At 54.5% G+C, this 21,358-nt stretch carries 21 protein-coding genes, 2 tRNA genes and 1 other RNA gene; 3 read left to right on the forward strand and 21 right to left on the reverse strand.

All coding sequences use genetic code 11. The features are described 5' to 3' along the window. Positions 1-23 precede the first annotated feature (23 nt). The 17 genes from NWF31_RS09320 to NWF31_RS09400 form a co-directional block, all read right to left on the reverse strand. Entirely contained in the window at positions 24-3,140 is a 3,117-nt protein-coding gene (locus tag NWF31_RS09320) for a BPTD_3080 family restriction endonuclease (protein WP_258360229.1), read from the reverse strand. Further along, positions 3,137-5,812: a site-specific DNA-methyltransferase gene (locus NWF31_RS09325; protein WP_258360230.1), complete on the reverse strand. Its 2,676-nt coding sequence runs from the start codon at positions 5,810-5,812 to the stop codon at positions 3,137-3,139. The genes NWF31_RS09320 and NWF31_RS09325 overlap by 4 nt, the downstream gene beginning before the upstream one ends. Positions 5,813-6,153: 341 nt before the next feature. Next, on the reverse strand, positions 6,154-7,059 hold the full coding sequence (locus tag NWF31_RS09330; protein ID WP_258360231.1) for an alpha/beta hydrolase: 906 nt from the start codon (positions 7,057-7,059) through the stop codon (positions 6,154-6,156). A 97-nt stretch (positions 7,060-7,156) separates the two neighbouring features. Continuing rightward, positions 7,157-7,501 carry a nucleotidyltransferase domain-containing protein gene (locus tag NWF31_RS09335; protein ID WP_258360232.1) on the reverse strand — a complete coding sequence of 115 codons (345 nt, stop codon included), beginning with the start codon at positions 7,499-7,501 and terminating at the stop codon, positions 7,157-7,159. After that, positions 7,465-7,860 (reverse strand): HEPN domain-containing protein, encoded by a 396-nt coding sequence (locus NWF31_RS09340; RefSeq protein WP_258360233.1) that lies wholly within the window; start codon positions 7,858-7,860, stop codon positions 7,465-7,467. Before NWF31_RS09340 ends, NWF31_RS09335 begins: the two co-directional genes overlap by 37 nt. A 226-nt stretch (positions 7,861-8,086) precedes the next feature. After that, positions 8,087-8,432: RNase P RNA component class A (gene rnpB, locus NWF31_RS09345), an RNA gene on the reverse strand. 87 nt (positions 8,433-8,519) lie between these two features. Then, entirely contained in the window at positions 8,520-9,632 is a 1,113-nt protein-coding gene (locus tag NWF31_RS09350; RefSeq protein ID WP_258360234.1) for a Nif3-like dinuclear metal center hexameric protein, read from the reverse strand. Then, positions 9,605-10,381 (reverse strand): tRNA (adenine(22)-N(1))-methyltransferase, encoded by a 777-nt coding sequence (locus NWF31_RS09355; protein ID WP_258360235.1) that lies wholly within the window; start codon positions 10,379-10,381, stop codon positions 9,605-9,607. The genes NWF31_RS09350 and NWF31_RS09355 overlap by 28 nt, the downstream gene beginning before the upstream one ends. Before the next feature lie 47 nt (positions 10,382-10,428). After that, positions 10,429-10,503: transfer RNA gene (locus tag NWF31_RS09360), tRNA-Ile, on the reverse strand. Positions 10,504-10,507: 4 nt separating this feature from the next. Then, positions 10,508-10,582: transfer RNA gene (locus NWF31_RS09365), tRNA-Asn, on the reverse strand. Positions 10,583-10,663: 81 nt separating this feature from the next. Then, the gene (rpoD, locus tag NWF31_RS09370) at positions 10,664-11,749 is read right to left on the reverse strand and encodes an RNA polymerase sigma factor RpoD (RefSeq protein ID WP_258360236.1); all 1,086 of its coding nucleotides are present in this window, start codon (positions 11,747-11,749) and stop codon (positions 10,664-10,666) included. A 2-nt stretch (positions 11,750-11,751) separates the two neighbouring features. Then, complete coding sequence (gene dnaG / locus NWF31_RS09375) at positions 11,752-13,572, reverse strand: DNA primase (protein ID WP_258360237.1); 1,821 nt, start codon at positions 13,570-13,572, stop codon at positions 11,752-11,754. A gap of 727 nt (positions 13,573-14,299) precedes the next feature. Beyond that, positions 14,300-15,289, reverse strand: coding sequence for a deoxyguanosinetriphosphate triphosphohydrolase (locus NWF31_RS09380; protein WP_258360238.1), 990 nt, complete (start codon positions 15,287-15,289; stop codon positions 14,300-14,302). Positions 15,290-15,301: 12 nt separating this feature from the next. After that, on the reverse strand, positions 15,302-15,907 hold the full coding sequence (locus NWF31_RS09385; RefSeq protein WP_258360239.1) for a flavodoxin family protein: 606 nt from the start codon (positions 15,905-15,907) through the stop codon (positions 15,302-15,304). 196 nt (positions 15,908-16,103) lie between these two features. After that, positions 16,104-16,262, reverse strand: coding sequence for a rubredoxin (gene rd, locus NWF31_RS09390; protein ID WP_258360240.1), 159 nt, complete (start codon positions 16,260-16,262; stop codon positions 16,104-16,106). Positions 16,263-16,368: 106 nt separating this feature from the next. Then, positions 16,369-16,827, reverse strand: a complete 459-nt coding sequence (rnhA, locus tag NWF31_RS09395) for a ribonuclease HI (RefSeq protein ID WP_258360241.1) — start codon at positions 16,825-16,827, stop codon at positions 16,369-16,371. A 126-nt stretch (positions 16,828-16,953) separates the two neighbouring features. After that, on the reverse strand, positions 16,954-17,268 hold the full coding sequence (locus tag NWF31_RS09400) for a YbjQ family protein (protein ID WP_258360242.1): 315 nt from the start codon (positions 17,266-17,268) through the stop codon (positions 16,954-16,956). A gap of 111 nt (positions 17,269-17,379) precedes the next feature. Here NWF31_RS09400 and NWF31_RS09405 point away from each other — a divergent pair, with 111 nt between their 5' ends. After that, positions 17,380-17,871 carry a 2-thiouracil desulfurase family protein gene (locus NWF31_RS09405; protein WP_258360243.1) on the forward strand — a complete coding sequence of 164 codons (492 nt, stop codon included), beginning with the start codon at positions 17,380-17,382 and terminating at the stop codon, positions 17,869-17,871. 18 nt (positions 17,872-17,889) lie between these two features. On the opposite strand, the gene NWF31_RS09410 is transcribed toward NWF31_RS09405, so the two are convergent. Both NWF31_RS09410 and NWF31_RS09415 read right to left on the reverse strand, forming a co-directional pair. Continuing rightward, positions 17,890-18,303 carry a type II toxin-antitoxin system VapC family toxin gene (locus NWF31_RS09410; RefSeq protein ID WP_258360244.1) on the reverse strand — a complete coding sequence of 138 codons (414 nt, stop codon included), beginning with the start codon at positions 18,301-18,303 and terminating at the stop codon, positions 17,890-17,892. Beyond that, positions 18,304-18,549 carry a YlcI/YnfO family protein gene (locus NWF31_RS09415; protein WP_258360245.1) on the reverse strand — a complete coding sequence of 82 codons (246 nt, stop codon included), beginning with the start codon at positions 18,547-18,549 and terminating at the stop codon, positions 18,304-18,306. Positions 18,550-18,706: 157 nt separating this feature from the next. Between NWF31_RS09415 and NWF31_RS09420 the strand changes: the two genes are divergently transcribed. After that, a complete protein-coding gene (locus tag NWF31_RS09420; RefSeq protein ID WP_258360246.1) occupies positions 18,707-19,705 on the forward strand; it encodes an SDH family Clp fold serine proteinase in 999 nt (332 codons plus the stop codon). A 76-nt stretch (positions 19,706-19,781) separates the two neighbouring features. Then, positions 19,782-19,973: a hypothetical protein gene (locus NWF31_RS09425; RefSeq protein WP_258360247.1), complete on the forward strand. Its 192-nt coding sequence runs from the start codon at positions 19,782-19,784 to the stop codon at positions 19,971-19,973. A 69-nt stretch (positions 19,974-20,042) separates the two neighbouring features. On the opposite strand, the gene NWF31_RS09430 is transcribed toward NWF31_RS09425, so the two are convergent. Both NWF31_RS09430 and NWF31_RS09435 read right to left on the reverse strand, forming a co-directional pair. After that, entirely contained in the window at positions 20,043-20,510 is a 468-nt protein-coding gene (locus NWF31_RS09430; RefSeq protein WP_258360248.1) for an Hsp20/alpha crystallin family protein, read from the reverse strand. 59 nt (positions 20,511-20,569) lie between these two features. Further along, positions 20,570-21,265 carry an Hsp20/alpha crystallin family protein gene (locus NWF31_RS09435; protein ID WP_258360249.1) on the reverse strand — a complete coding sequence of 232 codons (696 nt, stop codon included), beginning with the start codon at positions 21,263-21,265 and terminating at the stop codon, positions 20,570-20,572. Positions 21,266-21,358 lie beyond the last annotated feature (93 nt).

Here is a 21,358-nt window from a genome sequence, read left to right on the forward strand (position 1 = left end):
ATTTACCAATGCTTGCTAACTAATCAATCACCCAACGATATAGCCACCTTCCTGATTATCTCAGCAATTTCCGCAGGTTTCCTGGCAATGGCATAATGCCATCTGCCATAGCTCCCGTCGGTATTGACCGCGGCTACCCACCGCCTGGCGGCCTGGGCTTTAACCTCGGTTAGCTCGTCATAACCCTTAGTCTCTAGAATCAGGTGACCGGCATTATTTTTCAGGCGAATGATAAAGTCGGGCACGTAGTCGTGTACCTGGCCGTTGTGCAGGTAAGGGATGGCAAAGCCCAGCCCGGCGTTTTTCACAAAGGCGTCAACCATTTCATGGGTATCAATGAAGTAGACAGCCGATTGCTCCCATTTTTTCGTATCCGCAACTACATAGTTTACGTGACTATGCACAACTTCGCGGACGTCACGGCTCGTCCAGAAGTCAACCTCGGCTGTGGAGCCGGGACCTCGATTGGTCTCATAACGCGGGACCTCCGGAGTTTCTCCCTGTGATGTGTCAGGTCTTATAGCCTCCACCAGCCGCTCAATGACCCAGCCGTAATAGGGAGAAAGAAATACGTCCAGGATGTTGGCCGGGAAAACGGGGTGTACTTTTTCCCGTAGATAACGTTTAACGATCCGGAACAACTGGGGGAATAATATATGCGCCGGAGCCTCGCAATTCTGCTGGGAGACATAAGTTCTGGTAAGGTCCAAGGCTAAATCAAAAACCAATTCCTGGAACCGACGGCCGGAACGGTAGGGGTTAAGATTCACATTCTCAATCTTTCCCGGGCCTATCAGGCTGTACCTGCCCCGGTTGTTGGCCAGCCCTGCTTTCATTTCAACTTCAGGGGGGATTTTGGTGGGGTCCAGGGTAAGTTCGGCCACCGCCTGCCAGTCCACAGTGATACGGTTACGGATGGCCTGCTGGTAGCCTTCTACCCTGGGGAAAATAATCTCATATTGGGATTTTGCCGGTACGGCGTAAATATGGTGCCGTTTTTCACTGGGCCGGGGGGTTCCCTGATTGGCCTTAAACGGTATCACCTCGAAGGGCACGCCGAAAATCTTGGCGACTTCCTCGGTAAGTTTCCCGTCCTCACGGGGTTCATAATTTGAGCGGCGCAGGCTGCGTCCTACTACCTGTTCGCATAAAAGCTGAGACATAAAGGGGCGTAAGCCTACGATGTGAGTTACTGTATTACAGTCCCAGCCTTCAGTAAGCATGCCTACGCTGACAATGCAGCGTACATCCCTGCCAGGGGGGTGCAGGGGACGCTTAAGTTTTTTGGCCAACTCCTCGAAGCCTTCGGGGTAGATAGGGCGACCTTGAGAATCCTTCGGCCACTCGGTTTTGCCTACCGTGTCCAAGGTAAAGCGCATCCACCTTGCCTCATCACTTTTGGCCTGCCCTGTATCTGTTTCGTGAACTACTTTAGAATCTACTCTTATGGTATTCAAGTGGTCGGCGCTGTTGCGGAATCCCTCAATATTGGCCGGTGGAATACCTGCCGGCGGCTTATCTTCAGCCAGCCATTCATAGACCACCTTAGCCAGTTTGGTATTCTTGCACACGATGATAAAAACCGGCGGCCGCGGGTCGTCACGGACCTCTTCCCATTCACGGCGCAGTTCTTCCCACAACCCGGCCAGCATGGCAATGGGAGTGCTTGCCCACTTCAAGATGGCCTCTGGTTTGGGATTAGCCTTGCGTCCGCCGCGTTCTGCCGGTGTTAGCCTGGGCAATATCCAGCGCCAGATGTTAAAGTAACCCGGGATCTCGGCGCCCGTGGTATCGCGTACCGCAAGCTGCGGGATTTTCACCAGCCCGGACTCGATGGCGTCTGTGAGACCGAAGTCACTCACCACCCAGGGGAAAATGCGGTTGCTTTCCTCACCCATCCGGCCGAGGAAATAAGGCGTGGCGGAAAAATCGACGCAAAAATTAATGCCGCGAAGTTTGTGAATGCGGTCCAGCCCGTCTATCCAGACGGTAGCTTCTTTAAAAAACTCCTCGCTTTCCTCTTCTTCGCCGAAGATGTCTCCTTCGCCTTCCTCCGGTTCAGGTCGCCGGATGCGGTAGGCATGATGGGCTTCGTCATTAAAAACAAGAATGTTTTGCTTGCTGCCTACCTCCCGGCCTAATACGTCGTAAATCCAGGCGGTATCGCTTTTTAGGTACTTATTGGCTTCTACCTTGACACGTTTTAAATTACCCTGTTCATCCCGTTCTTCGCTTATTACGGTAAGAAGGCCTGCCGCCACCTGGCGGTTAAAATCCTCAAAAGTCAGGTAGCGCTTGCCGCGCGCGGTGGTGGTTTTATCTGCAATATTGATTGTCTCTATAGTTTTTACCGGCACGCCAGCCTTAACCACTCTGGCGCTATTCCCGCCGTTCTGCACTGCCTGCGGCTCGAAAACGTGCCAGTTAGTCACCAGGACCCTCCCCTGGGTCAGGTCGGACATCATATGCCGGGGTACCAGGTCACGTGTGCGGTAAAGGCTGGCCTCCCCGCGCCTGGGATCCAGCTCCTGCAGGCGGTTGCGGATGGTGACGTTGGGGCAGACTACCAGCACCACGTCGGAAAACCGGGCATCTTTACGGTCGTTGATCTTGTTTAAAATGCTCCAGGCAGCCAGCATAGCCATCACCGTGGTCTTCCCCGTACCTGTGGCCATCTTACAGGCATAACGCCGGAAAGCCCGGTATCCCTCGGCTTTGCGCTCCTCGCTTGGTTCGTCCAGGGGAATCTCAATCCCCTGGAGGTAGTCCGGCCGGGCTTCAGTTAGGAAAATGATTGTCTCCGCAGCCTCCAGCTGGGCGTAGAATAACCTTTGCTGGCGACCCTCTCGCCGCCAGTAGTTCAGCAGCTCAAGGGTAGTCCTTGTGACCCCGGGCCAGCCCTTCTCGCGCCAGTCCTTGAGCCGCTGCCGGATCAGGTTAACACGCTTTAATTCTCTCCACTGGCCCCGGACCTCCTGCTCGTCAGCAATTAAAGGCGCTTTTGGGTCGCGATAAAAGTAACCTGCCGGTCGTCGTCCGGTCCGGAGCTCCGGCTCCTTTCCTTCCTCCAGGCACCAGTACGCTTGCGGCTCCTCATAGGGGGAATTAAGAATTGGTTCGGGAACTTCGTAGCTGCTCATTGCTCGGCCTCCTCGAGGCGCTTGACAACCATAAGTTCATTACCTCGGTCATCTATTACTTTCACCGCTACCTGGCCGTGTTCGCCCGCTTCGAACGGCGCGCTGATGGTGCCGGCCAGATGATCCCACACGCTATCCTCGTAAATACCCTTAAGGGCTCGCTTAATGTTGCTCCAGGCGCTGGTGCGGGGGAAGAAGGCTTGATCTACATGAAAACAAAGACCATTATAGTCGCAATCCAAGAACCATGCGGGGACGTCATTGCCTTTACGGTGGTCTGGCTGCATTGTTACCGGATCAAACACGTCCAGCCCAAGCAGCTCGACCTGATACCTGGCCGGTTGCTTTGCCGACTTATCCTTTACCTTCTTAACTTTAACCTCCGGCAGGCCGCAGACGCTGAAAATCTGGCTGCTGCGCATATTTTTAAGCAGGTCGCCCATCAGCAGGTCCGGAGTGGCCTGGACGTAAGTTGCCGGAATGCCTGCTGTGGCTTCGCAGTTTTCTACAAGCACGCGGGCGTTAGGTTGAATGGCGAACCCGATGACATAGAGATGGCCGTAGCCTTTGGCATAGGCTTCCCGGGCAGCTTCATAAACTAATCTTTCACTCACGGCGCCGTTCTCCGGCCCGAAGACTATGGCCACCGGCTTTTCTTCACCATTTACTACTACCGCTTCGGCCGATAGTGCCAGAGTCTTGGCCGGCGGGCGGACGTTTTTCAGAGTGACCGTTTTCCCGCCTCCCAAATGCAATACCGGCGACTTGCGAAGGATTTCCAGCATCCTCCCCATGAACGAACCGTATCCTTCAGGAGTCTCAGCCACAATCTGATCTGTCTCGACATCTTCCCAATCGACCGGGGTGGGTATAGTGGCCTCTACGCAAAAAGGTCCTGTGACGCGCACAACTTTGGGGACGACTTCGGGTCTGTCCACCAGGATCTCTTCCTTCGGAGGCTCGTTATTGGCTATGCTCTCCAGGGTAATATGCGGTACAATGCCACCTATTTCTTCTCCTTTGCGATTCTGCTTGCGAACGTACACAAAACCGCCGGCAGGGCCCCGGGATTCGTCCTTGAGCTGATAATAAGGAAAGGTCGTCGTCAGTAGCCGCTGCCGGGCCAGGGCTAGGGGCACGCGGCTCACGTCAATGGTTATCCACCGCCGGCCCCATTGCTCGGCCACATAGGCGGTTGTTCCACTGCCACATGTGGGGTCCAGGACAAGGTCGCCGGGGTCGGTGGTCATTAAGATACAACGCTTAACTACCTCTACATTAGTTTGAACAACATAGATTGTATTAGTTGCTGACCCGAGGTCAGCCCATAAGTTATTAATTGGACTCACTGGATAATCTGACAGTTTAAGTACATATCGTAATGTATTACCATCTGCATAAGGCTCTAAACGGCGCATATCAGCGAGACGTTTCATTCCATCAAAACTTGTTTTCCAGCTTCTTCCTGGAGGTGGATAGTAAACTTTCCCATCATATTCAAACTCAAATAAACCATTTTCATTTACACCAGCTGGGTAAAGTTGATGTAATTGATAAACACATGATCCCTTCGGAAGTAAGTCATGGTTGTTAATTTCTTCAGGGGTCATCTTTCGCCTAGTTCCATCAGGCAATTCAACATGATCCCAATGCGGATCGCCTTCCACAGATTTAAATTGAAATAGCGGGTGGAATTTGAGTAGTTCTTTATCCTTTGCAAACCAGATCAAGTAGTCAACAGTTCCCTCCAAATATTTAGAACCTAGTGGCATCCCCTTCTTACGGAATGTGATCAATGCTACGAAGTTTTCTTCACCAAACAACTCCTCTAATAATTCTCTAACATGATGTATATTTTCGTCACCTATCTGCACGAAAATACTTCCTGATGGAGTTAGTAGTTCCCGGCAGAGTAATAACCGATCCCGCAGGTAGGTCAGGTAGGAGTGCAGACCCAGCTCCCAGGTATCGCGGTAAGCCTTGACCATCTCCGGCTCCCTGGTCATGTCTTCATCATCATTGTGTTTAACGTCGCGCTTGCGCACAAAGGGTTGAAAATTAGATCCGAACTTAACCCCGTAGGGCGGGTCCATGTAAATCATCTGGACCTGCCCGCCCAGGCCCTCGTAGTGTAAGAGTGAATTCATTACTACCAGAGAATCGCCCAGGATCATACGGTTAACCCACTTATCCTTGTATTCGTACGCTTTCAGAATCTGGTCTATCACCGGCCGCTGGGGATCGCCGAAGAGATCGAAAAGAGTCATCTGCTGGGCACCCTTTTTCCGGTGCCCCTGCAGGGTCTCGATAATGGCCCGGGTTGACAAACGCTCGTGAACGAACAACGGTAGCGTAGGTACTTCGAAGGACAGGCCCTCGGCTTTACCGGTCCAGTTGAGAAAAGGTTTACTTATCCTTTTCAGAAGTTGTACGGCATCCTGAAGGCCATACACCTTGTATTGGCCACCGTTAAAATCCCTGGGATGAGGGAAAATATGAGGCGGGTCCAGCCGGCTAGCTTCTTCGATCATCGCCAGCAACCACTCGCCCAGCTCCCGTGCCGGGTTTTGTCCATCCCAATCAAGGGCCGGGGAGAGCGAAAAATCATAACGATAGGTAACAGGTGGCTTTTTCTTCCTGAACTGCGCCTGGGTGCCCACATCAGGGCGCAATGGGCTCTCGGCCTCAGGGTGCCGATAGGTTTCAGTTCTCGTCACTATATCTTCCTGCGCAGGCTGCTGGCGCCGTCTGGCCACTGCTATTCCCCCTTACGGGCCTTTATGAGATAAGGTGTTATAGTTAAATTTTACTTGAGAGGTATTATTCGCCATGAAAAAACATAAATCCTGCAATATATTTGATTAACAATCTTTGTCCCGGAACCTATATAAGAAAAGAAGAATGGCTCACTTAAGCGAGACGTAACTCCACTCAGTGAGCCATAACTTAAGATTTGATGGTCGCAGATGGACAACTGGAGAAGTTTGCGGGTTGCGTTGAAGATAACTAGCAATCACTTTGACCGTTTTTTACCCGCGAAAGCATTCCTCAATTCGGCACATATCAAATCGAAGGCATCTTTGGCAGCTTCTTCAGGGCCATAGGCAGTGAAAATGTGGTCGCAACCCTTGTAGTTTTTATATACGACCGGCACCCCGGCCTGCCTGAGTTTTAGCGCATACTGTTCACCTTCGACAGCCAGCACATCGTATTCAGCCGTGATCACGCAGGCTGGCGGCAGCCCTGTCAGGTCCCGGGCCAGAACCGGCGAAGCCAGGGCAAGGCAGGCATCTTCCCGGCTTTTTAAGTAACAGGCACTAAAAAAGGTTGCCATTTCTGGCGTGATTACAGGCTTTCCTTGAACAGTTTTTTTCTCAAAAGGATCCGTACATAAATCGAGCAGGGGATAGCCTAATATCTGATGAATTAATGAGAAATCCTTTCGTTCTTTGGCCAAAAGGCAGATAGCGGCAGCCATGTTTCCGCCTGCGCTAAACCCGCCAATAGCAATATGCTCGCGTCGGATGTTCAGCGCGCCGGGGTTTTTATAAAGCCAATCTATTACATCATAACCTTCTTCCAGCTGGGCAGGAAACTTGTGTTCCGGCGCCAGATGATAGTCCACGTTTACCACAAGACAAGCCGCGCCGCCGGCCACTATCCTGCAGTAAAAGTCGTCCATTTCAGCTTTTCCTAAAACGAAACCGCCGCCGTGAAAATGCACATAGACGGGGTAAGGGGGCACGATGCTGTCCAGGGGGACGTAGATGAGGACGCGCGTATTGCCCGTCGAGGTTTTGATGACGCGTTCTTCGCGAAGTATTTGTTTTTCGATTTCCCATTCAAAAGATTGATAAGGCTGCCGTTCAAAAAATCTGCGCGCCCGATTTGCTGCTTGGAGTTGTTCCTGGAGGTTCATCACAGAGGAAATCTCCTTTCTTTCTTGTATTCTGAAGGACGCACAGAAGCATATCGCGCCAAGAAGAACGAGTGGCGGGAATTACGCCTATCCTTTCTTATAATATTTGATACTCAACAGTTTTCTGTCGCGCCAGGATGTCATAAAGAAAGCTGACTTTGCTTAATTTTTCTAGCTGCACTTCTTCGGGTGTACAGGCTAGCGGTTCAATCGGCTGCATCACCTTGGCCAGGGCTTTACCCAGCACCTCATAGCGGCGATACAGGGGCATTCTTGCAAAATCAGGCGATACTACCAGCAAATCTATATCACTATCTTCTCTGGCATCGCCTCTGGCCTGGGATCCAAACAGGATGATCCTATCGATATGAATACCCTGGCTTTTTAATGCTTCAGCAAACTGTTTTATGATTGTTTGAATATCATCTCTTTCTTTATCCATTCCAATAGTTCCTCCGTTTTTACCAGATAATCCTGGGCAACAGTACGGGTATAAGTTTTTCGAGCGGCAGCAAAATTTTTTGGGTAACGTGCTCCAGAACCTATTGCATCTAAGATTCCTAAAAATTCAAGGTGATCATCCAACAAAGATATCTGACCCATTTTCGCAAGAAGTAATAACTTATGAGTTTTAGGCGGGGTTTTATTTGTCCGCAGTGCAACGACAGCCTTCAAGGCTTTTTCTAAAGCTAACTGGCATATATAAATCATATAAATATATTTTCTTGAGTGGAACATGGCCCTGGCAGTCGATAAATCGTATTCGGCCTGGTCCAACCATTCCCTGATCTCTGGCGACACCCATAACACCTCATTTATATAATACCACATTCTGTAAGAAGGGTAAACCTTAATCTAACCCACCGCAATGCTTTGCCCTTCCTGCGGTAATACCACATTACGAGCTACTGCGCAGACTCTGAGGGAGTTTTTTATCAGAGCCCGTTAAAAAAGATTATCACCCCTTCCCGGGTCCTAAAATGTGACCCGTAAGAAGAGGTGATAACCCATAAGTCCAGCAAAAGGTCTTTTGAGCAAACCTGTAAGCCGAGTTCTGTCTTGGATGGTCATCTATCTTGGACGCCAGTTGCCTGGCGCCTCCAGCGACCTTACCCGGGGACAGGGCGGGCCACCCCTTTTGTCCCCCTATTCGGTCTTGCTCCAGGTGGGGTTTACCGAGCCGGTTAGTCGCCTAACCGCTGGTGAGCTCTTACCTCACCTTTCCACCCTTGCCCGGCACTAGAGTGCTGGGCGGTCTGTTTCTGTGGCACTATCCTTGGAGTCGCCTCCACTGGACGTTATCCAGCACCCTGCCCTGCGGAGCTCGGACTTTCCTCAGGCGCGTGCGCGCCCGCGACCATCCGGTTTACTCAAAAGCACCTGTGTAGTTTTCTTCAGCGGATTTAAATATAACACCCTTTATACCATCCTGTCAAGGACGAACGGTAACCTCGCGTTTGCTAGATTACATACCACGGTTCCTGCTCTTTCTGGGAAGCCAGGACCATTACTTCCCGCTCCTGCAGCTGGTCCTGCAGGTAGGTCACCAGGGCCGGGACGATCAGCCTTTCGGTGGCAAAGTGACCGGCGTCAATGACTGCCAGGCCCATACTTATGGCAGCCTGGGCTTCGTGAAATTTTAAATCGCCGGTGACCAGCACGTCGGCCCCGGCAGCCAGGGCGGTATTCATGACGTCGCTGCCGGCCCCGCCGCAGACGGCTATCTTTTTAACTTTTCGCTCCCTTTCCCCTACCACGTTGACCCGGGCTGCACCCAGGGTTTCCTTTACCTGCAGGGCAAATTCCTGCAGGGGCACGGCCTGGGATAAAACCCCTATACGGCCGATACCCGCAGCCGGGCCTTCGTTGGCCAGGGGATAAATGTCGTAAGCTACTTCCTCGTAAGGGTGGGCCTGCAGCAATGCCTGGACCACTTCATGTAGCCTGCCGGTGGGGATAATGGTTTCCAGGCGGTATTCTTTAACCTCTGTAACTTCCCCTTCATGGCCTATATAAGGCCTGGTGCCGGTCAGGGGCAGGAATGTTCCGGTGCCTGCCACCCGGAAAGTGCAGTCGGAATAGTTGCCGATCCAGCCGGCTCCGGCCCGGGTAATGGCTTCCCGTACAACCTTTTCATGGTCTTCGGGTACAAAGGTAACCAGCTTGTAATATTTCTCCCGGTGGGTTGGCCGGAGGACCTGGATATCTTCCAGTTCCAGTTTCACCGCCAGGTGATAGCTGACGCCCAGATCGGCGCTGTCTAAATTGGTATGGGCCGAGTAGACCATGATATTATCCTGCATGAGGCGCCGGACCAGATCACCCGGGGCTCTATCAAAACGCAAGGATTTAACAGGGCGGAAAAAAAGGGGGTGATGGCTGATAATGAGATTGGCCCCCCTGGCGGCAGCTTCCGCGGCTACCGCCATGGTGACATCCAGGCAGACCAAGACCCGGCGGACTTCCGCCTCGGGCGAGCCCAGCATCAGGCCGACGTTGTCCCATTCGGCGGCCAGTTCCGGCGGCGCCAGTCCCTCCATAACGGCTATGATCTCGCTGCACCTGGCAGCCATGCTAGCACCTCCTGTATCTCTTCCAGCTGCCGGCTTAAGTCCGCCAGCCTGTCTCTGGCACGGGTTCCGCGGCCGGAAGCCAGTTGCTTGACGGCCGCTGATAGCTTTTCCATCTTGTGTATGAGATAATCCTGCAGCAGGGGATGGCGGCGCTGCAGCAAGAGGGGGCCTACATCCCACTCCAGTTCGCTGTAAGCCGGGCTAGGGCCGCGGCCGGCGGCAAGGATGACATAATAATGACCTTTCTCGTAAACAAGGTCTTCGTTACATAAATACCAGCCGCCGGCGGCGAGATAGCGGCGCAGGGGCCCGGCTTCTCCCTGGGGCTGGAGGATCAAGAGTTTTAACTCCTGCCTTACCTCCGGCGCATCCTCCAGGATTTTTTGCTGGGTCAGGGCGCCCAGGCCGGCCATGGTTACCGTATCTACTTCCCCGGGCCGCAGCGGCGTAAGGCCTTCTCCCAGGCGCACTTCCACCTGTTCCCGGAGGCCTGCCGCCGCCACAGCGGCCAGGGCGCGCCGGTAAGGGCCCGGCGCCGCTTCCACGGCAATAACCCGCAGGCAGCGACCGCTAGCGACCAGGTATAGAGGAAGATAGGCGTGGTCGGTGCCGATATCGGCGACAAGGCTTCCCGGCGGCACCATACGGGCTACGGCCTCCAGGCGTGCCGGGAGCCTGATACCGGCGATCCCGCCGGCAGCCGCGCTACTGCAAGATGGGTCATGGCAATAATTAAAAAAGGCCAGCATTTCACGGTCACCTCCTGACCCCCGCTGCTGGCCTTGTCTTCACTTTATGGTGGGCCCACCCGGATTCGAACCAGGAACCAACCGGTTATGAGCCGGCAGCTCTACCGTTGAGCTATGGGCCCTTTATGGCTCCCCGGGCAGGGCTCGAACCTGCAACCACCCGGTTAACAGCCGGGCGCTCTACCATTGAGCTACCGAGGAAAACCACCAGACAGGTATATTATACCCGGAAAGGACGCGCCGGTCAACAGCCAGATGCTGAAACTTGCAACCGGCCTGCGGCTACTCCAGGTAGTCTTTCAGCTTTTTACTGCGGCTGGGGTGGCGTAGCTTTCTCAGGGCCTTGGCTTCGATCTGGCGGATGCGTTCCCTGGTGACGCCGAATTCCTGGCCAACTTCTTCCAGGGTACGCGCCCTGCCGTCATCCAGGCCGAAACGCAGGCGCAAAACTCGCTTTTCCCTGGGCGTCAGGGAATCCAGCACTTCCTCCAACTGTTCCCGGAGAAGCATGAAGGAAGCTGCTTCGGCCGGGGCCTGGGCGTCCTCGTCTTCGATGAAATCCCCCAGGTGGCTGTCTTCTTCTTCGCCAATAGGTGTCTCCAGGGATACCGGTTCCTGGGCGATCTTCATAATCTCGCGCACCCGCTCTACGGAGACATCCATTTCCTTGGCGATTTCTTCGGGCGTGGGGTCACGGCCCAGCTCCTGGAGCAGCTGGCGCTGCACCCTGATCAATTTATTGATGGTTTCTACCATGTGCACCGGGATCCTGATGGTCCGCGCCTGGTCGGCAATGGCCCGGGTTATGGCCTGGCGGATCCACCAGGTGGCATAGGTGCTGAACTTGTAGCCCTTGCGGTAATCGAATTTTTCTACCGCCTTGATCAGGCCCAGGTTACCTTCCTGGATGAGGTCCAAAAACAGCATACCGCGGCCGACATAGCGCTTGGCGATGCTGACCACCAGGCGTAAGTTGGCCTCCGCCAGGCGTCTTTTGGCTTCTTCGTCGCCCTGCTCCATCCTTTTAGCCAGCTCGATTTCTTCTTCCGGCGTCAGCAGCGGTACCCGGCCAATCTCTTTAAGGTACATACGTACCGGATCGTCAATGGCCACGTTTTCAGGAATCGATAGATCAAGGTCGGCGTCGACGCTTTCGCCCTCTTCTTTTTCCAGGGTTTCCAGCTCTACCGGTTCGGGCAAAATCTCAATCCCCATCTGGTTGAGTTGCTCGTAAATATCGTCAATCTGTTCGGGGGAGAGTTCGATTCCCTCAAGGGCATCCATTATCTCGCGGTAGGTTAAGGCGCCGTGACTCCTGCCCTTTTCAATCAACTCCTTGACTTTTTGTCTCTTCTGTTCTTCTTTCACCGTTACTCCCCCCTTCCGGATTTTAACGCTTTTATCGTCTGCTGCAGGTGAAAGATTTGTTCCTGAAGTTCTTGAACCTGGCCGGTGGCGCCGCTGTTTTCCGCCCGTGCCAGAGCAATTCTTATTTCCTTTTCCTGTTTTTGCAGGCGCTGGAGCTTGTAGAGGAGGATTGCTTTTTTGACGGCCTGTTCCCGGACGGGTCCAAGGCCGCCGGCCAGGGTAATACGGGCAATGAGGGCGTCCCATTCCGGCACCCCCCGCCCGGTTAAAAACCGGGCCAGTTGCAGGCCGGCCAGTTCCGGTGTTTCCCGGCGCTTTTCCCGGACGAGGGCAGTTAGACTCCGGACCGCCGGGCTGTCACCCCATTCTTCTCCCAATTCGCCGTCAATGCCGGCCGCCAGGCCGGGGCTGCTTAAATATGCCTGGAGCAAGAATAACTCTCCCGGGTTTATGGACCGGTTTCCCGCCACGGGGGCTTCTACCCGGGGTCCTTTTACTGCTGTTTTTCCTCTTACCCTGTCCCCGGCGGGTGCCTGGCTCAGGGCTTTCAGGATGGCGGCTTCGGATATCCCTGTATGACGGCTCAACAGCCGGACATAGGCTTCCTGTTCGACGACATCCTTAACCCGGCGCAGGCCGGGAAGAACTGCGGCCATAATGGCTTTCCTGCCCAGGGGCCTGGTAGGGTCGTTGGCGGCAACGGCTTTATTGATGCGAAATTCCATCAGGGCCTGGCTGGTTTCTATTAATTCCCGGAATGCCGCTACTCCCCGCACGGCTAAAAATTCATCAGGGTCCTTCCCTTCCGGGAGCTGCAGGACGCGTACCTGGAGGCCGGCAGCAGCCAGGATGTCCATACCCCTTAAAGTGGCGGCTTCCCCCGCCCTGTCGGCATCGTAGGCGATAATCACTTCCTGTACATATTTTTTCAGCTCCCGGGCCTGTTCGGGAGTCAAAGCCGTTCCCAGGGAGGCGACGGCATTATCAATACCATGCTGCCAGGCGGCAATTACGTCCATATACCCTTCAACAAGGACGGCCCGGCCTTCCCGCCGCATCCCCGGCAGGGCCAAATGCAGCCCGTAAAGGTGGCGGCCTTTGTGAAATAGAGCTGTCTCCGGGGAATTTAAATATTTGGGGTGCCCTTCCTGTAAAATCCGGCCGCCGAAACCTATCACCCGGCCGCGGCTGTCTTTTATGGGGAACATGAGGCGCCCACGAAAGCGATCGGACGTCCCCAGGGATGGCCGGGTAATGCTCAGGCCTGCCTGCTCAATTTCACTGTTACTGAAACCCTGGCGCTGCAGGTAATCTACCAGGGCCTTCCCCGCGTCCGGGGCATACCCCAGCTCAAAAACCCGTGCCGTTTCTCCTCTCACCCCCCGCTGCCGGAGATATGAGCGGGCCGGTTTTCCTGCCGGGTGACTTATAAGAAGGCGATAATAAAAGCTGGCAGCTAATGCCCCCAGCTGGTACAGGCGTTCCCTCCATTCCCTCTCGCGCCTGGCGGCCGGTGAATCTCCGGCGCCATCCAGGTCAATCCCCACCCTGGTGGCCAGGGCTTTCACAGCTTCGGGAAAGCTGAGGCCGTCTTGCTTCATCAAAAAAGCGAGAACATCGCCTCCCGTACCGCAGCCGAAACAGTAAAACATCTGCTTATCAGGGCTGACGGTAAAAGAGGGGGTCTTTTCGTTATGAAAAGGGCAAAGACCGACGTAATTGCGACCGCTTTTTTTAAGCCGGACATAGCTACCGATGATTTCGACGATGTCTACCCTGTCCTTTACCTCATCGATCACTTCCTGGCTGAAGGAGGCTGTCACGGAAACCACCTCCCGGGACCACATGTGCTAATACAATTCGCTATCAGAACGCAATATCCTCTTTTTGGGGCCTTATTTTCGCTTTTTCCTATTATTTGTCCGGCTTTACCAGATTATACCTCCTCCCGGCTGCATACAGCTTGATTGCCGGCGGTAAACTGAAAACATGAAGATGCCGGTACTTCGACCCAACCTGAATCAACAGGACGGGCAATAGAAGGATTAACAGGAGGTGGAAAAGTGGGCAAGGGCGTGGCTTTAATTCTAATCGCCCTTATAGGCGGCAGTATTCTCTATGTCCTCTACCGGAGCGTTCTCCTGGCCATCTTCCAGCCCTATTTCAAGACCCGGCAGTAGGGGCCCGGATAGGCGCCTATATTTATGCCAAATCTTGCCTTGCGACAGCCACGGTGATCCGGGTGCTGACTTTTATATATTTGTATGCTATACTATACGTTGAAGGGCAACCTTCATCCTTTTCTCAACCTCCCTTTTTCTATTTTTCAAGGAGTACCGTTTGAGGTATTCCTTTTTTGTCTGGTATAAAGTTCGCATTATATGGTTAAAATATGTTCCGGAAGGCGAGAGGAATCCTGCCGCCGTATCGTCAGCGAGCGGATAGCCTGACGAGCGAAGAGGTTCCTTCGCCTTCCCATTTTTTATGCCTTTGAAGCACCTCCTGCCACCTGGTTGAACCGGCCTTTTGGCTTTTGCGCTTTTAGCTGTTTCAGGAGGGAAAGCCGGAAGGAACGAAAAGCCGGGTATACTGGATGATAGCAAAACGGTCGGTCATTCCGGCTATATAGTCACAGACCCGCCGGGGCAGTTCGTCACCGGTGTGGACGGGAGGCGGCAGGGCATCCGGGTGCTCCAGGTAGTAAAAGTAGAGCTGTTTTAAGAGATTTTTTGCTTTGCCTTCCTCTACCTTGGCCGGGGAACCGATGTAGACATTTTTAAAAAGGAATTCGCGTAGTTTATCCGTGGCCCTCTGGACCCCGGGGCTCATGGCGATACGGCCGTGCTCCCAGCTGAAGCGGATTATGTCCGTCACCATGGTATCAATGCGCTGGCGGTGGGTGTCGCCCAGGATTTGCAGGCAATCGGCCGGGAGTTGTTCCCGGGTAATAATGCCGGCCCGCAGGGCGTCATCAATGTCATGGTTAATGTAGGCGATGCGGTCAGCATAGCAGATAATCTGGCCTTCCAGGGTCCCCGGTTTGACCGGCCCGGTATGGTTGACTATACCGTCACGGACTTCCCAGGTAAGGTTAAGACCGCGGCCGTCTTCCAGGAATTCAACCACCCTCAGGCTCTGGAGGTTGTGTTTAAAGCCGCCCGGCACTACTTCGTTTAAAGCTTCTTCACCAGAATGGCCAAAAGGGGTGTGGCCCAGGTCGTGACCGAGGGCAATGGCCTCGGTCAGGTCTTCATTGAGACGCAGTGCCCGGGCAATGGTACGGCTGATCTGGGCTACTTCCAGGGTGTGGGTCAGCCGGGTGCGGTAATGGTCTCCTTCCGGGGCGATGAAAACCTGGGTTTTATGCTTCAGGCGGCGGAAGGCTTTGGAGTGGATAATCCGGTCGCGGTCCCGCTGGTATTCGGTACGGACGGGGCAGGGCTCCTCCGGTACTTGACGGCCCCTGGTACGGCTGCTTAAACTCGCCAGGGGGCTTAAAATGGCTTCTTCCCGTTTTTCGGCTTCCAACCGCAGGAGCATACCCTCACCCCCCTAACCGCGGTGCCGGCGTAAGGCTGTGGTGGCCGCCGCCACCTCGGCCAGGCGCTTGCCCGTAAGGCGAACCCTGGTGACGGCAAATTCATCGCTTCCGGACGGGGCCTGGCCGCAACTGCCCTGGTGACCGCAGTCGGCCTCGATGAAACCGTCGCCGACAATCATCATGCCCTGGATAAGCATCATGTCAAAAAGGGCTTTAAGGGTCGTCTCCTGGCCGCCAAAACGGCTGCCGCCCACGGTGACCCCGGCGCCGGCGACGTTGTACAGGGCCTTTTCTTTGCGTAAGACCCGGCCTTTATCCCAGAAGGCCTTAAGCTGGGCCGAAACACTGCCGAAATATACCGGGCTGCCGATAAGAACCCCGTCCGCCAGTCGCAGGAGGTTAAAGGCCTCACCCAGGAGATTATCCCGGGAACAGGCTCCCCGGCAGGGGGTTGAGCACTGGGTACAATAAGGTATTTTCTGATCGGCCAGGGCATCGGCAACATGGATGAGGGCCGTCTCTGCCCCGGATGCAGCGGCAGCCGCCAGCCCTTCCCGTACCAGGAAGGCTGTATTGCCTTCTTTTTTGGGGCTGCCGTTAATGCCGACAATTAACATGACCCATTTCCCCTTTTGTTAATATTCCTTGCCCGGGCGACCGGACCGGCCTGCTTTATCACCCCGGCAATTAATACTTTTTTCGCCACGAGAACTCCTTCTCCTGCTTAAAACGGTCGTATAACCGCACCCGGTACGCCGGTTGCCAGGGGATGGATAACATTAAGGCGGCGCTGGCAGCGCCGCCCATAACCGGCTACAGGGGTTCAAAGTTCTCTTTACCCAGGCCACAGTTAGGACAGGCCCAATCCTCCGGCAGGTCTGCAAAGGCCGTCCCCGGGGCAATGCCGCCGTCTGGATCCCCTTCCCCGGGATCATAGATATAACCGCAGGCTAAACATGACCATTTGGCCATTAGAGGCCCCCCTTTATTAAGCTTTCGTCCATTTATAAGATGTCATGCCCGGCAGGAACAGGCACCGCCGGAGGCACCGGAGATAGTTGATAATATTTACTATTCGCTATAAAGATGGAATTTCCTGCTGTAATAACTGCCTAATTGCCGCCCGGGCCAGTTCATCGCAGCGGTTGTTTTCAGCATTATCGGCATGGCCCCTGACCTTTAACCATTCCACCTGATGCCGGGAAGCGACCTGCAGCAGTTCCCGCCACAAATCCTGGTTTTCCACCGGTTCTTTTTTAACCGTCAACCAGCCGTTACGTTGCCAGCGGTCCAGCCACCCCTGGCGAAAGGCGTTGACAAGATAGGCACTGTCGCTGTAAAGGCGGACGTGGCACGGCTCCTTCAATGTTTTCAGGGCGGCGATGGCTGCGGTGATCTCCATGCGCTGGTTGGTAGTACGGGTTTCGGCCCCGGAGATCTCTTTGCGTTTGTCGCCGTAGATCAGGACGGCCCCCCATCCCCCGGGACCGGGGTTGCCGGAACAGGCGCCGTCGGTGTAGATGGTTACTTCTTTCATTTTCCCGCTTCAACCGGCCCCCTTTGCACGGCTTAAATGACTGGTACGGCGCAGGCTGCAGTACCGGCAGTGATGTCCGTCCACATCAAATCCCCGGGCCGATACCTTTTAAAATAAACCGCACCTCTAATCAAGCTTCACGGCCGTACCGGCGGCCGTCACCATAAGCATGCCTTCCCTTACTACCTCATAGTCAATGTCGACCCCAACTACGGCATCCCCGCCCAGTTCCCTGGCCTTGTCGACCATTTCCCGCAGGGCAATCTCCCTGGCCTGGGCCAGTTTTGTTTCGTAGGCTCCCGAGCGGCCGCCCACAATATCGGTAATGCTGGCAAAAAGATCGCGGACGATATTGGCTCCCATAATGGCCTCGCCAGCCACTATCCCCAGGTATGCCCGTATCTGATGACCCTCTATTGTATTGGTGGTAGTAATAATCATAACTCTCCCCCCGCACAGGCATTTTTCTTATTTTACCACAGACTGTTTACGGTGTAAGCTGAAATTTGACGCACCGGTAATAATAATGTTAAATTGATATAGGGTGATTAAATGGTGAGAATCCTGGTCAGCGCCTGCCTGGCAGGCGAAAAGTGTAAATACAGCGGCGGCCACAACCTGGTACCGGCTATAGCTGCCCTGGTCCGGGAGGGAAAGGCCACACCTGTCTGCCCGGAAACCCTGGGAGGTTTAACCATACCCCGGCCGCCGGCGGAAATCCAGGGCGGCGACGGCCATGACGTCCTGGCCGGCAGGGCCCGGGTGGTGGATAAGGAAGGCCGGGATGTGACGGATGCCTTCCTCCGCGGTGCGGTAGCCACCCTGGCAAAGGCCCGGGAGATGGGTACGGAACTGGTGGTCTTAAAAGAAAAAAGCCCCTCGTGCGGAAGCAAACTAATCTATGACGGTTCTTTTACCGGTACTACCCGTCCCGGCCCCGGCGTGACGGCGGCTCTACTCAGGGAACATGGGTTTAAGGTGATCAGTGAAGTGGGATTTGTTTTTAAAGACTGCAAATCAGGTAGCGAAGACATCGCTCCATGATGGATACAACTATTATATTTACCAGCTTTTAATCAGAAGTTGTTCAAAGGGATAGTGTTTCGTATTTCTTGTAACCAATACAAGTTTCCTCGATATGGCTATAGCAGCGTTAGTTACATCAGCGATGGATATAGAATACCCTTTACTCCGCCATTCTTGCCGCAATGTGCCGGCCAGGAAAGCCTCATCATAGGTTGGGGCAATATAATAATATAACTGGCGTAGCATATTTTGAACTTCTTCCCGCTTATCTCGCGGGATGCCAGTTATGAATTCTGTCACGGTAATATTGGATACAAAAAGATTCTCGTAATTAATATCATACAGCAATTTTTCTGCCTTCTGGCGCCATTTGCTGCCCTTACCACGGTTTAAATCAATCAAGAAGTCCGTGTCAACCAAAGCCCCGCCGGCTTCTACCTCCAGGATCATTTACTCTTCCCTCGCATCTAACTCTCGCAAGCGTTTCACAAAAGCCAGAGTGTCATCTTCCCCGGGCTTCTTATCCGGTACCAGGTCCTCTTTGAATAGGCCTTCGGAATTTTGTACATAGGCCAGGCGTTTTTGCCGTTTGAGTTCTTTTTCAATAGCCATGGCAATGAACTTCGACCGGTTTCCCTTACCGACCATGGTATCAATTTCATGAATAACCTTTAAAGGCAATCTTACTGCTGTCATTTTGGAAACCCTGCCGGAAATACTAGCCATGACATATCACCCCCTTCTTTTTGTATTACTTATAGTATAACAATTAAAGGATTAAGGATCAACGAAGTGTTTTTCATCCCCCGGCGGGAAATACTATCTTTAACCTCGCCTCGGGAGGGCGATACATGTGGGAAGGGCCGAACGCCTGCCACTTTTACAGCAGATCGAAGCCGAACGCCAGGCGGCGCTTATCTGCTATTTTACCGGCGACCGGGAAAACCTTGGTACCCGCATAGCTCCCGACGTCATCCGCGTCTTTTACCGCCACCTCCTGGCCCTAGGCCCCCGGCCCCGTCTCGATCTCTTCCTCTATACCCGCGGCGGCGATATCCTGACCCCCTGGCGCCTGGTAAACCTGCTGCGGGAATTTACCCGGCACCTGGGCGTCCTGGTGCCCTTTCGCGCCGCCAGCGCCGGCACCCTCATCTGCCTGGGAGCGGACGAAATCGTTATGGGTCCCCTGGGCGAGCTGGGGCCTATCGACCCCAGCGTAGCCAACGCCTTTAACCCCGAGGATCCGGCCAATCCGGTTGCCCGCCTGCCCGTCAGCGTGGAAGACGTCATGGCCTACCTTTCCTTGGCCCGGGAAATTGCCGGCCTGGAAAGTGAAAACAGCCTGGCGGCAGTGTTTAACCGCCTGGTTGAAAAGGTTCATCCCCTGGCCCTGGGCAACGTGCACCGCAACTACGCCCTGATCCGCTCCCTGGCCAGGAAACTCCTGGAACTGCACATGCCGGCAGACGAAGGCGGCCGCGTGGAGGATATCATCAAAAACCTGACGGAGAGGCTATATGCCCACAACCACATGATTTCCCGGAGGGAAGCGGTGCAGGATATCAAACTCAATATAACCGCCCCACCGGCGAGACTCGAGGAATTAATATGGCAGCTTTACCTGGATTACGAAGCCGATTTGAAGCTCCTGGAACCTTTTAACCCGGCGGCCCTCTTGAAACCCCAGGAATACGCCGTAGAATTTGAGGCCACCGGCGGCATTATCGAAAGTGTCCCCTGCCTGGATGCCTTCATCTTTAACGGCACTATCACCCGGGAAAACCAGCCCCGGGAAGGCGCCCCGCCCGTCAACGTCACCTTTACCCGCCAGGGCTGGCGCCGGCTGGTTTAATACCCTCCGGCGACGAGAAAAGAGAGGCGGGGTAAAGGCTTGACCGCAAAGAAAACGGGAAGGAAGGGAGAAACATATGCACAATACCGCAAGTAGCAACCCGTCGCAGCCCGGCCGGCCCCGGCCAAACATCCGGGTCATCCCGACCCGCAATCCCTACCGCGCCCTGACGTCCTCCTCGGGTTACCCGGCCACTTTCGGTGCTCCTGTCTCCGGGAGTTACCTAGTCATCCGGGACGACCAGGAAAACAGCAGCAGCTGGCCTTAACCAGCTGCCGCGCCAGGCAGGAAAGCTAATCGTGGCTGCCTGTTGAGGAGCAAATATCTTAACCGGGGTTTAAATCAAATGGGCCCGCACCTGGTGGCCAGGTTGGCTATCCTGCGTACTTTCCTGTCCCTGCTCCTGTACCGGCGCCTGGATGTTAACGGCTACCTGCCGGCCGCCGCCAGGTTTGGGAAAGCGTACCGTCAAAAGGCCCTGGCTGAAGCTGGCCACCGCCTTTTCAGGGTCTAATTCCGGGGGAAGGGGCACGAAGCGATAGAAACTCCCTGCCGGCCATTCCTGGTACCGGTAAACATACTGGCCATCGCCCGGCAGAGAGGCGTTCCCTTTTATTTCTAGAATCTGCCGGCGGATCTCTACCCGCATATCCTCCGGGCGGGCGCCGGGAACGGCAAATATGTAAATTATGTCGTTATCTCTTTCCAGAACATTCACAGGCGCTACCAGTACATCGGCCGGGGCAGGCGTCCATCCGGGCATGGGCATTGCCGTCATGGGCCAGTGACCCTGGGTTTGGAGCATATCAGTTCACCTCGAAGGTAAGATTGGAATGGAAGCAGGCCCGGATTTAATCAGTTTTTCTAACCGGTAACGTTTACCTTGACCCGCCGCCGGGCTGTAAGGTCCGACTTCGGCAGGCGTGCTTCCAAGATGCCGTTGCTGTAGGTAGCATCGACATGCTCAGCTCTTACCGAGCAAGGCAGGGCTACCGTCCGGTGCAGGCTGGTAGTCATGCCGCCGGAAATTGCCAGGGCGGAAATACTTAACGAGTCGTCGGTTACAGTCAGCTGCAGGTTGTTAGGATTGATGTTGGGCAGTTCCGCAGTGACTACTACGTCACTGTTGGTCTCGGCCAGCTCAATGCGGGGCTGGATCATCCCGCCGGCAGGAGCTATGGCACTGGTCATGCCGATACCGCCCATCAAACCCGGAAAACCACTGCTCAAGGGCTGGCCCGAAGCGGCAAACCCGCCCATACCGGCAAACTGCCCGGAGAACATGGCGGGGTTAAAGCCGCTGATCATTGGTTGCCCGAAGCCGCCCCAGTACTGTCCTATGCCGGAATAGGGCGCTGCCTGGATATCGGCATGCCAGCCGAGGGCCGGGTTGTAGCTCAAGCCCATGGCCGGATAGCCGGTTCCCGCCCCGGCCCGCCAGCCTGTCGCCGTGGGGATAAAGCTGTAATTGAAGACCGCGCTGCCGGGAAAGCCGGAAAATCCGGCGAAACCGCTCTGCATCCCCATTCCCGGTCCGGGACTGATGTTGCTAATATACATGTAGCTACCTCCCCTTCGGTCCTGCTTCCATCCGGGGAATATTATTGCCCTTCCCACCGGGAAATATGTAAACATGCCTGGTAAAGGACGGCG

Source organism: Neomoorella sulfitireducens (genome assembly GCF_024733845.1).
Lineage (GTDB): Bacteria > Bacillota > DSM-521 > Neomoorellales > Neomoorellaceae > Neomoorella > Neomoorella sulfitireducens.